This window comes from Ruegeria sp. YTSA168 (genome assembly GCF_059610045.1).
In genome coordinates, this window is sequence record NZ_JBXWMW010000003.1 from 71468 (window position 1) to 83262 (window position 11795).

At 59.0% G+C, this 11795-nt stretch carries 10 protein-coding genes; 8 read left to right on the forward strand and 2 right to left on the reverse strand.

The window, feature by feature from the left end; genetic code table 11:
* Window positions 1-24: 24 nt before the first annotated feature.
* The 6 genes from AC2FFE_RS07035 to AC2FFE_RS07060 all read left to right on the forward strand — a co-directional run bounded on the left by AC2FFE_RS07035 (window position 25) and on the right by AC2FFE_RS07060 (window position 5922).
* Window positions 25-1878: an ABC-F family ATP-binding cassette domain-containing protein gene (locus AC2FFE_RS07035; RefSeq protein ID WP_496846269.1), complete on the forward strand. Its 1854-nt coding sequence runs from the start codon at window positions 25-27 to the stop codon at window positions 1876-1878.
* A complete protein-coding gene (locus tag AC2FFE_RS07040) occupies window positions 1875-2495 on the forward strand; it encodes a MarC family protein (RefSeq protein ID WP_496846270.1) in 621 nt (206 codons plus the stop codon). The genes AC2FFE_RS07035 and AC2FFE_RS07040 overlap by 4 nt, the downstream gene beginning before the upstream one ends.
* Before the next feature lie 41 nt (window positions 2496-2536).
* Window positions 2537-3118 (forward strand): retropepsin-like aspartic protease family protein, encoded by a 582-nt coding sequence (locus tag AC2FFE_RS07045; protein ID WP_496846271.1) that lies wholly within the window; start codon window positions 2537-2539, stop codon window positions 3116-3118.
* Between the two features lie 48 nt (window positions 3119-3166).
* Entirely contained in the window at window positions 3167-3793 is a 627-nt protein-coding gene (locus AC2FFE_RS07050; RefSeq protein WP_496846272.1) for an ImuA family protein, read from the forward strand.
* A 229-nt stretch (window positions 3794-4022) separates the two neighbouring features.
* Entirely contained in the window at window positions 4023-4619 is a 597-nt protein-coding gene (locus AC2FFE_RS07055) for a YceI family protein (RefSeq protein ID WP_496846273.1), read from the forward strand.
* Window positions 4620-4701: 82 nt separating this feature from the next.
* On the forward strand, window positions 4702-5922 hold the full coding sequence (locus AC2FFE_RS07060; protein ID WP_496817645.1) for an MFS transporter: 1221 nt from the start codon (window positions 4702-4704) through the stop codon (window positions 5920-5922).
* 33 nt (window positions 5923-5955) lie between these two features.
* Here AC2FFE_RS07060 and AC2FFE_RS07065 read toward each other — a convergent pair whose 3' ends face one another.
* Together AC2FFE_RS07065 and AC2FFE_RS07070 are read right to left on the reverse strand one after the other, a co-directional pair.
* Window positions 5956-7617, reverse strand: coding sequence for a flotillin family protein (locus tag AC2FFE_RS07065; RefSeq protein ID WP_496817644.1), 1662 nt, complete (start codon window positions 7615-7617; stop codon window positions 5956-5958).
* Between the two features lie 32 nt (window positions 7618-7649).
* The gene (locus AC2FFE_RS07070) at window positions 7650-8366 is read right to left on the reverse strand and encodes an OB-fold-containig protein (RefSeq protein ID WP_496846274.1); all 717 of its coding nucleotides are present in this window, start codon (window positions 8364-8366) and stop codon (window positions 7650-7652) included.
* A 255-nt stretch (window positions 8367-8621) separates the two neighbouring features.
* On the opposite strand from AC2FFE_RS07070, the gene metG reads away from it, so the two are divergent.
* Window positions 8622-10340, forward strand: a complete 1719-nt coding sequence (gene metG / locus AC2FFE_RS07075; RefSeq protein ID WP_496846275.1) for a methionine--tRNA ligase — start codon at window positions 8622-8624, stop codon at window positions 10338-10340.
* A gap of 285 nt (window positions 10341-10625) precedes the next feature.
* On the forward strand, window positions 10626-11792 hold the full coding sequence (locus AC2FFE_RS07080) for an efflux RND transporter periplasmic adaptor subunit (RefSeq protein WP_496846276.1): 1167 nt from the start codon (window positions 10626-10628) through the stop codon (window positions 11790-11792).
* Window positions 11793-11795 lie beyond the last annotated feature (3 nt).

Here is an 11795-nt window from a genome sequence, read left to right on the forward strand (position 1 = left end):
TCACGGCTCTGCTAAGAGCGCGTCATGTTACGGATCGAAGACATCACCTATGCCGTTGAAGGCCGACCCTTGTTCGAGGGCGCGAGTGCAACTATTCCCGACGGCCACAAGGTTGGTCTGGTAGGTCGCAATGGCACCGGCAAGACCACTCTGTTTCGCCTGATCCGAGGGGAGCTGGCGCTGGAATCCGGCGCTATCTCAGTCCCCAAACGGGCGCGAATTGGTGGGGTGGCGCAAGAAGTGCCGTCGTCCGATGTATCCCTGATCAACACCGTTCTGGCGGCTGACACGGAACGCAGCACGCTAATGGCTGAGGCTGAAATCGCCACGGACCCTGCCCGTATTGCCGATATCCAGACTCGTCTGGCCGATATTGATGCCTGGTCGGCGGAGGCCCGGGCGGCGTCGATCCTCAAGGGACTTGGCTTTGATGACGAAGACCAGTTGAAACCCTGTTCCGATTTCTCGGGCGGTTGGCGAATGCGTGTTGCCTTGGCGGCGGTGCTGTTTTCGCAGCCCGATCTGCTGCTTTTGGACGAGCCAACCAACTATCTGGATCTGGAAGGCGCGCTGTGGCTGGAAAGTTATCTGGCAAAGTATCCGCATACGGTGATCGTCGTCAGCCATGACCGCGGGTTGCTGAACCGCGCTGTGGGCTCGATCCTGCATCTGGAAGACCGCAAGCTCACCTACTACGCGGTGCCCTATGACAAATTCGCGGAACGCCGGGCGGAACGTCTGGCACAGGCGGAATCTGAGAATACAAAGGCAAAGGCCCGCATCGCCCATCTGCAAAGCTTTGTAGATCGCTTCCGGTACAAGGCGTCAAAGGCCGTACAGGCCCAATCGCGCCTGAAGATGATCGAACGCATCCAGCTGGTCTCAACCCCGCAAGAGGCTGCCCTACGTGCGTTTTCATTCCCCGAACCCGAAGAGCTATCGCCGCCGATCATCCAGATCGAAGGCGGTGTCACAGGCTATGGAGAGACCGAGGTTCTGCGCCGCTTGAACCTGCGCATTGATCAGGATGATCGCATCGCGCTGCTGGGCAAGAACGGTCAGGGTAAATCGACACTTTCCAAACTGCTGTCAGACCGCCTGCCCCTGATGGCAGGCAAGATGACCCGGTCCAACAAGCTGCGCATCGGCTATTTCGCGCAGCATCAGGTTGATGAGCTTTATGTGGACGAAACGCCCTTGGACCATCTGCGCCGTCTGCGTCCGGATGAGGCTCCGGGCAAGTGGCGCTCGCGGCTGGCAGGCTTTGGACTGAATGCCGATCAAGCGGACACAGAAGTCGGGCGTTTGTCGGGCGGTCAGAAAGCCCGCCTGTCACTCCTGATCGCCACCATCGACGCCCCTCATATGCTGATCCTGGATGAGCCGACCAACCATCTGGACATCGAAAGCCGCGAGGCGTTGGTTGAGGCGCTGACAGCCTATTCCGGCGCGGTTGTTCTGGTCAGCCACGACATGCATCTGCTGTCACTGGTGGCAGACCGGCTGTGGCTGGTCTCGGACGGCACAGTCAAACATTTTGATCAAGACCTCGAAGCCTATCGCGCGATGCTTCTGGCCCGAGATAAGCCGGTGAAGCAAAAGCCTCAGACGGCGAAACCCAAACGCCCCTCACGCGATACCATGCTGGCCCTGCGCGCCGATCTGCGCAAATGCGAAGATCGGATCGAGAAGCTGACGGATATGCACGATAAACTCTCGGCCAAACTGGCGGACCCAGGCTTATACGAGGATGACAGGATTGATGATCTGGAAACCTGGAACCGCAAATTCGCCGAGGTGACAGAGGCCATGCAAAAAGCCGAGGCGCTGTGGGTCGCCGCCGCCGAAAAACTGGAACAGGCGGAGAGTGCCGCATGATTGACGCCGCCTTCTTCATCACCGCCTTCACCACTTTGTTCGTGGTGATCGACCCGTTCGGCACGGCGCCCATATTTGTTGCGATGACACAGGATATGGACGCGCGCACACGGCGGCGCACGGCCTATCGCACCTGTTTGGTTGCAACCGGCATCCTGATTGCCTTCGCCGCCTTTGGTGAGGCGGTTCTGGGCTTTGTCGGCATCTCGATGGAGGCGTTCAAGGTTGCCGGTGGCGCACTTTTGTTCCTGACCGCACTGGACATGCTGTTCGAACGCCGCACCAAGCGGCGCGAGGATCGGGCTGAGGAAGAGGATCATAATGACCCGTCGGTCTTTCCACTCGCCATCCCTCTGGTCGCCGGGCCGGGATCGATTGCGACGATTATCCTGCTCTCCGGACAGCATCCGGGCCTTCATGGAATTGCAGCGGCAGTGGCCGTAATGCTGGCCGTCATGGCGGTGGTGTTGCTGTTCTTTCTGGCAGGCGGCCTGATCGCGCGTATACTGGGTAAAACGGGCCTGAATGTGCTGACCCGGCTGCTTGGCATGCTGCTGGCGGCCCTGTCGGTTCAGTTCATTCTGGATGGCCTCAAGGCCTTTGGCTTTGCGTCGTAAATCCCCATATAGAGTGCGGAATAAACTGTAAGGGCAACGGCATGAATGGCGACGATATCGGACGTTTGGTGTATCTGGTCGTGCTCGGCGCGGCCATAGTTCTGTGGTTTGTCGCCCAGAACCGTCAATCCCTGAACAAGACCCTGCAACAGGTCATGGCCTGGGTGTTTATCTTTGTGGGTGTCATCGCGGTCATTGGCCTGTGGGAGGATATCCAATCCTCGGTCAGCCCAGCCCCGCAGATGGCGGTCACCGGCGATATGATCGAGGTGCCGCGCGCCCAGGACGGGCATTATTACCTGCCGGTTATCGTGAATGGTGAACCTATCGTTTTCCTTGTGGATACCGGGGCCAGCCAAATCGTGCTCAGCGCGCAGGATGCGGAACGTGTGGGTATTGATCCTGATCAGTTGAATTATTTCGGCCGTGCAATCACGGCGAATGGAGAGGTTCGGACAGCTCCGGTACGGCTGGACAGTTTCGAACTGGGTCCGATTGCGGATCGCAATGTCTCGGCCTGGATCAACGAAGGAGAGCTGCACCAGTCGCTGTTGGGTATGGATTACCTGCACCGGTTTTCCAATATCCAGTTCACCGATGGCCGGATGATCCTGTCCCGTTAGACGCGTTCGCAGCTTGAGAACAAAGTGGGAACATGATATGCGCATATCATGTCTGCTCAGCTTCTTGGTGCCAAGCCCGCGCGTGCCGCGCCGGGGGTCAAACTTCATGATGAGGTCACCCTGCAACAGGGCCGCGTGCACGAAGCCTGCGGCCCCGCCCGGCGCAGTTTCGCCATGTGGCTGGCGGGGCAGACCCAAGGACCGGTCTTGTGGATTTATCCCGCATGGGAGCTGGGCCAGCTGAACCCTCACGGAATGGTCGATTTTGCTGACCCCGGAAGGTTTCTCTTTGCCCGCCCCAAACGGGCTGAGGACCTGCTGTGGTGCATGGAAGAAGCCCTGCGCAGCCGTGCCGTTCCGCTGGTCATCAGCGATTTGCCCGGCGCGCCGGGCCTGACACCGGTGCGACGGCTGCATCTGGCAGCGGAACAGGGTGATATAGGGCAGCCCCCGCTGGGCCTGTTGCTGACCCCCGGCGATGGTGGTGCGCAAGGGGTCGAAACGCGCTGGCACATGGCCGCCGCACATCGGGATGAGGCAAACCGCTGGACCCTGACCCGTCGTCGCGCCCGCGACCTGCCCCCGGCCAGTTGGCACGCCACGCTGGCCGCCCCACCCGCCAGGATGCATCTGCAACCTGCGAGAAGCGGCGAAGAGCGCTCACGCAAGATGTGATTGGCCGGGCCAAAGCCATCGCCCTGGCTGTTTCCAACGGATAAACGCGCAAACCGATTGTTGCAGGCAAACCACCGACAGCAGTTGTTTTGAGTTCAGGCCGAATAAGATAGCAAGTTCGCGTGTTAACCAATCATTACGTCCTGCGTACTAGCGTCAGGGCAGCAAACATCAACACAGGGCGGATCTGACCACATCCGACAAAGCAGCGCAGGCGAGAGGGATCGACATGACCAGAATGACCAGACGCAGTTTTGTAGCTGGATTGGCCACATGGCCCAGCCTGGGGGCGGCCCAATCCGTCATGATCCCCTATGCGCTTGCGCAAAAGGGCACATCGGTGGGGTTCACCTTTGATCTGTCCGGGGTGGCGCAATCGGGCACCATGCCGATCCAATCTGCCAACATTCAGCTGGATACAAAACGCCTGCAAAACAGCAAGGTAGATGTCATCCTGAATGTGGCCGCCGCGCGAACACGTTTGCCCTTTGCGCGCGGACCCATGTTGGGCGAAAGCGTGCTGAATGCTGATGCACATCCGACCATTCGCTTCACCTCGACCAAAATCCAGCTTGGCCCGGGTGGGCATATCTCGGACGGCGCTTCGATCAAAGGCGACCTGACCGTGCGCGGCATTACCCGGCCGGTGGCCCTTAATGCAGTCCTCTATCGTGCGCCCGGCAGCGCTGCGGATGATCTTGATGCCCTGTCGATCCAGCTGACTGGCGCGCTGGATCGACATGCATATGGGGCCTCCGGCTATCCTGATCTCGTCGATGATACGGTTGGCCTGAACATTCGGGCCCAGATCACACGCTTGAACTAATCCGCGAATTCGCAAAAAACGACACCAAGGCGTCGATTAGGCGCGCGCAAAGTACCCGAGACAGGTAGAGCGTGGTCTCATTATGCGCACGATCATTTCCTTTGCCGCCCTCTTCCTGTCCGTCATTCTGTTGCAGCTGTCGACAGGTGGTGTTGGGCCACTGGATGCGATCTCGGGCATCACGCTGAGTTTCACGACCGAGCAGATCGGTCTGCTGGGATCGGCACATTTCATCGGCTTCTTTATCGGTTGCTGGTGGGCCCCGCGCCTGATGGGCAGCGTCGGACATTCGCGCGCCTTTGCCGTGTGCACGGCCCTGGGCGCGATGGGTCTGATCGGGCATACCCTGACCGAAAACCCCTATATCTGGGCCGCATTACGAATTGCCTCGGGCACCTGCGTGGCCGGGTGCTACACAGTGATCGAGGCCTGGCTGAACGCCAAGGTCACCAATGAAACGCGCGGGCGGGCGATGGGCACCTATCGTATCGCGGATCTGGGGGCCTCGCTCAGCGCGCAGTTGATCATCGCGGTTTTGCCGCCTGCATCTTATGTATCATATAACCTGTTGGCGATCCTGTGTTGTGCATCGCTGCTGCCCTTGACGTTAACGCGGGCCAGCCAGCCTCAAACCCCAAACGCCCCGCGCCTGAGGCCCAAACTGGCCTGGGCCTGTTCACCGCTGGCCGTTGCTGGCGTCATCGTTTCGGCACTGAGCTCTGCGTCCTTCCGGATGGTCGGCCCGGTCTATGGGCAAGAGGTGGGTTTGAGCTTGGATCAGATCGCGTTCTTCCTCGCATCCTTCGTTTTGGGCGGGGCGCTAGCCCAGTACCCGTTGGGCTGGCTGGCCGACAAATACGACCGACGCTGGGTTCTGATCTGGCTTTCCGCCGCCGCCGTACTCAGCTGCGGGGTCACCATGGCCGCCAGCGGGGCGGGAACACTGGGCGTGATGCTGGCCGCCGGGTTCTTTGGGCTGACAACCTTCCCGATCTTCTCGCTGTCATCCGCCCATGCCAATGATTTTGCCACCACCGAACAACGGGTCGAACTGTCTGCAGCTCTGATGTTCTGGTACGCGCTGGGTGCAATTGCGTCGCCCTATGTGTCTTCAACATTGATCGAACAATTTGGCCCTGGCGCCTTGTTTGCCTTTGTGGCTGTTGGCCATCTGGGTCTGATCGGGTTTGGTCTGGCCCGCATGCGGTCACGCCCGACACCGGATGCGCGCACCAACTACGTCTATGCCCCGCGCACATCCTTTACCATCGGGCGACTATTGAAACGATCGCGCGAAGATTAAAAAGGGCCGGGATAATCCCGGCCCTTTCGTCGCTCACTGCTGGGTCGCAGGTGGTTCGTCTTCGGCCACGTCGGGCTCAGGCGTTGCCTCAAGCGCACCATTCACCACGCCGCCAACTCCGTTTTCCATCGACAGACCCAGTTCTTCGCCCAATTTCTTGAGCGCGGGCATCTGCACCGCCATGCCCATGATCGAATCGAGCGCCTGGTTCACCACCGGCTTGTCGCTGTTGGCGGCCCCACCAATCGCGCCCGCACCGATACCACCAACCTGATGGATCTTGATCGAGTCGATCTTTTCCGCAGGCTTGACCATCTCGGAGATGATCGACGGCATGGTTTCGATACGCGCCATGTCGACCTTCATGCGGATTTGCGCAGCGGACAAGGCATTGTCAGCCTCAACAATCGCGCGCTTACCTTCCGCCTCGGCCAGCATGTCGTTCTTCTTGGCCTCGGCCCGGATGTTCAGCGCATCCGCTTCGGCCTGCGCCTCTTCGCGGCGGGCTTCGGCACGGTCGGCGGCGGCCTCTTTCTCGGCCTGCGCAGACAGACGGATCGCGGTGGCCTGACGTTCTGCCTCGCGCGTGGCTTCGATCAGAACGATCTGCTTCTGACGCTCAGCCTCGGCCACCTCGCGTGCGGTTGCCACGGCTTCGGTCGCCTTGGTCGCCTCGGCCCGAGCCAGATCAGCCGATGCACGCGCGCGGCTTTCCTCTTCGGATTTCTGCGCGATGATGATCTGGCGCTCCTGTTCAGCCACTTCGATCTCACGCTCTTTGGCGATCTCCGCATCGCGGATCTTGCGCTCGCGTTCGATCTCGGCCGAGCGGATGGCTTCTTCCCGCGCGATCCGGGCGCGTTCGGTTTCCCGTACCGAGTCTTCGGTCCGCGCCGCAATCTCGGCCTCTTGCGCCACGCGCAGGGTTTCGACCGCTTGCGTCTGCTCGATCCGCGCCTGTTCTTCATCCTTTTCGATCAACAGCTTCTGCCGCTGGGCTTCCATCGCGGCACGGCGCACTTCAACCTCAGCCTCAGCATCAATCTGCGCGCGCTCTTTCTTTGAGGTCGCAATCACCTCGGCCAGCTTGCGCATACCCACCGCGTTAAAGGCGTTGTTTTCATCCAGCGCCTCAAACGGCGTCTGGTCCAGCGCAGTCAGCGAGACGGATTCGAGCGACAAACCGTTTTTCAACAGGTCTTCGGACACTGCGTTCTGCACCTCTTGTACAAAATCGGCGCGGTTTTCATGCAGCCCGTCCATGGTCATCTGCGCCGCCACAGCGCGCAGACCATCGATCAGTTTACCTTCGATCATCTCGCGCAGTTGTTCGACATCAAAGGTCCGGTCGCCCAAGGTCTGGGCCGCGCGTGCGATCCCTTCTTCGGTGGCCATAACCGAGACGTAGAACTCGACACCCACATCAACCCGCATGCGATCCTTGGTGATCAAAGCAGCCTCACCGCTGCGTTGCACTTCAAGGCGCAGGGTTTTCATATTGACCGGGCTGACCTCGTGCAACAAGGGCACGATGATGACGCCACCATCCATAATGACCTTCTTGCCGCCTGCCCCGGTTTTAACCAGGCTGACTTCGCGGGTTGCGCGCTTGTAAAGTCGGCCCAGCACCAGGCCGATAAACAGGACGACCGCCAAAATGGTCGCAACTGTAGTGATCAGGAAAGTAAGTTCCATGCAAAATCCTCCGATTTGGGGTTAAATACTTGTTAGTTCGAAAGGCCGACCAGAACGAACCGGTCTTGCCGTCGGTCGCGCAGCACAAGCACTTCGGTGCCCTGCTCCAGTGCGTCGCTGTCTTGCAGTGGTTCAGCCCGCAGATGGTGGGTATTGCCAAAGCGGTCCATGACCCGAACCTCGGCCGGGCGTCCACGTGTCGCCGTGCCCTGGCTGATCACGCCACGGCGACGGGCCAGCATTCGCTCTGACATTGCCTCGGTCTCGGTCTTGGGCAGAAGGCGGGCAAAGACACCGCCGAAACCACGGGCGAACCACAGACCAAATCCGCCGGCAGGCACCGCTGCAATCGTTGCCGGCAAGGCAAATCCAAACCCTTCCAGCAGGGCGATTTGCAACCCAAAGCCACTGAGGCCGAACCCAGCCAGCGCCACGGCCAGCCAGATCATGACCGGTATTTTTCCGACGCCAAGCCATGAGAACGGGCCTGTTGAGACGAGGCCGGGTGCCTCCGCCTCGACCTCAGCCAGTTCGAAATCGCCCAGATCGACATCCGCATCAATGTCCAGACCGAAATCAGCAAGGTCCACATCGGGGCCATCGACCACATCAAGATCAAACTCACCCTCGCCGACCAACAGGCTGCCACCCAGAGCCAGAGCCAAAAGTTCCAGCGTCAGGAGGCCGAACAGAAGCGCGAGCGAAAAGGTGAAGGGCGCAAATGCACCCTCGAGAAGAAAGTTGAACATATGGTTTTAGCCCTCGTTATTGTATACCTTAGTATACATTTAAAGTGGGAAGTGACTGTCGATTTTCAAGTGTTTATGAACAATAATTACAACCTATAGGTATTACGCCGCCGTAACAGGCAACAATTCCTGCCCCTACGTCACGTGAAAAAATCTGCTCTTCGCGCGTTTCTTGCCGTCAGTTTCAAACCCGGGCTTTTGCTGCCCGGTTACTTAAGGTAGACGGGCGCGCAGACAGACAGGTGGAAACGCAACATGGCCCGGATTCTAATTACCTCGGCGATCCCTTACATCAACGGGATCAAACACCTCGGCAACCTGATCGGCTCGCAGCTGCCTGCCGATCTTTACGCACGTTACCAGCGCGGCCGGGGGAATGAGGTCATGTTCCTGTGCGCCACCGATGAACACGGCACCCCGGCTGAGCTGGCTGCCGCCAAAGCAGGCAAGCCGGTGGCTGAATATTGCGCCGATATGTATGCGGTGCAGGCCGATATCGCAAAGCGCTTTGGGCTGAGCTTTGATCACTTTGGCCGGTCTTCCAGCGAGCAGAACAAGGCGCTGACCCAGCATTTCGCAGGCAAGCTGGATGATGCGGGGCTGATCCGTGAAGTCAGCGAGAAACAGGTCTATTCCAATGCCGACGGGCGCTTTCTGCCTGACCGGTATATCGAAGGCACCTGCCCCAATTGCGGCTATGAGCGTGCGCGCGGTGACCAGTGTGAGAACTGCACTAAACAGCTGGATCCGACCGACCTGATTGAGCCGCGCTCGGCCATTTCGGGTTCGACCGATCTGGAGGTGCGTGAAACCAAGCACCTGTATCTGCGCCAATCGGCAATGAAGGATCAGTTGGATGCCTGGATCGACAGCAAGGCCGACTGGCCAATCCTAACGACATCCATTGCCAAGAAATGGCTGCATGACGGCGACGGTCTGCAGGACCGCGGCATCACCCGCGATCTGGACTGGGGCGTTCCAGTCAAGAAAGGCGATCAGGACTGGCCGGGGATGGAGGGCAAGGTCTTTTACGTCTGGTTCGACGCGCCGATCGAATACATCGCTTGCGCCAAGGAATGGGCCGATGCGAATGGCAAGACGGATGCTGATTGGCAGCGCTGGTGGCGCACTGACAAGGGCGCGGATGACGTGCGTTACGTACAGTTCATGGGCAAGGACAACGTCCCCTTCCACACGTTATCCTTCCCGGCCACCATTCTGGGTTCGGGCGAGCCGTGGAAGATGGTCGACCACCTGAAATCGTTCAACTATCTGAACTATGACGGTGGTCAGTTCTCGACCTCTCAGGGTCGCGGCGTGTTTATGGACCAAGCGCTGGAGATCCTGCCAGCCGATTACTGGCGCTGGTGGCTGCTGAGCCACGCACCGGAAAGCAGTGACAGTGAGTTCACGTGGGAGAACTTCCAGCAATCGGTGAACAAGGACCTTGCTGACGTCCTGGGCAACTTCGTCAGCCGGATCACCAAGTTCTGCCGTTCGAAATTCGGTGAAACCGTGCCTGAAGGCGGACGTTTTGGAGAACGTGAGACTGCGCTGATCGAAGACATCTCCAAGCGAATCCGCACCTATGAAACCCATATGGAAGCGATGGAGGTCCGCAAATCGGCGCAGGAATTGCGCGCGATCTGGGTCGCAGGCAATGAATATCTGCAGGCCGCAGCCCCATGGTCGACCTTCAAGGAAGATCCGGAACAGGCCGCCGCACAGGTGCGTCTGGGCCTGAACTTGATCCGTCTCTATGCCGTGCTCAGCGCACCGTTCATCCCAGACGCCTCAGCACGGATGCTGAGTGCGATGAACACTCTGGATACAAGCTGGCCCGACAGTGCCGATGACGCGCTGAACGCCCTGCCCGCCGGGCACGCGTTTTCGGTTCCGGACGTATTGTTCGCAAAGATCACAGATGAGCAACGCGAAAACTGGCAAACCCGCTTTGCCGGAACGCGCGACTGACAGGCGGGCTGTTTTGGTCTGACAACTGATCCGAGGTGAAGGTTCCAACCTTCACCTTTTTTCGTTCTCTGCGCTCTGATTATCCGCAGGTTCAGCACCCAAATCTACATCTGTTGCACATCTAAGTTGGCCTGCAATCAGAACAATTTCTGGCCCACTCCAACATATGGCACGATTCAAGACGCTTGAGATATGTCTCTAAACGAGCCATCCTGACCCAGACATCAATCGACTCGCCATGGCCGCGCGCCATTACGCAAATTCCTTTTGAACGAGGCGTCCGCCATGCCCCTTGCATTGAAGAACTCTATCCTCCGCTATCAGGGTCCGGCTTTGGCCATCGCTGCCCTGGCCAGTCTGGGCGTCAGTTATACTGCGCTGGCCCAGGATCAAAGCGAGGCGCCAGCCCCCAAAGTATCCATCGCGGCGGCTTATACGCAAGAAATCACAGATGAGGCGGCGTTCATCGGACGGGCCGAAGCGATCAACAAGGTCGATATCGTGGCGCGTGTGAACGGGTTTCTGGAAAGCCAGAATGTCGAAGACGGCGCGCTTGTCACCAAGGATGAGCTGTTGTTTACAATCGAGCCCGACCTGTATCAGGCCACGCTTGAGGCCCGCAAAGCCGACCTGAACCGGGCCCAGGCCAATCTGGAACTCGCCAAGATCGACCTTGATCGTAAGGAAGAGCTGTTCAAACGCGATGCCACGCCCGAATCCGAACGCGATACGGCCCGCGCAAATGAACTGGTCGCCGAGGCAGAGGTTAAAGCTGCCAATGCCGCGATCCAGCAAGCCGAACTTGACGTGAGCTATACGCAAATCCACGCCCCGTTTGACGGGCGGATCGGGCGAGTGACAACCAGCGTTGGCGATGTGGTTGGCCCCTCGAACCCGGCATTGGTCAATCTGGTCAGCGAAACCCCAATCTATGTGAATTTCTCGCTGAACGAAAAGCAGTTCACCTCGATCCTTGAGCAGTTTAACGAAAACGCCGCTTCGCTTGCGGAAAGCGGTAAAAGCCCGAATGTCCATGTGACCCTGCCGAACGGCACGGAACTGGATGAGACAGGCGAGATCGTCTTTGTTGATAACCGCATCGATCCGCTGACCGGTGCGATCACCATGCGCGCCCAGTTCGACAATACCAATCGTCTGATCCTTGATGGCGCTTTCTTGACTGTTCACATCGAGGCGTTGGAGCCCACACTACAAGTACTGATCCCGCAGGCCGCCCTGCAACGCGACCAGCGCGGTGAATTTGTTCTGGTCGTCAATGACAAACAAATGGTCGAACAGCGCTATATCACTACGGGCGATACGGTCGATACGGCGATCATCGTGCTGGATGGATTGCGTGAAGGCGAAAGCGTGATCGTCGAAGGTTTGCAAAGGGTTCGCCCGGGCGTCGCGGTTGACGCGGTTGTGGCCTCAGAGCAGCCGGGAGAATAACAC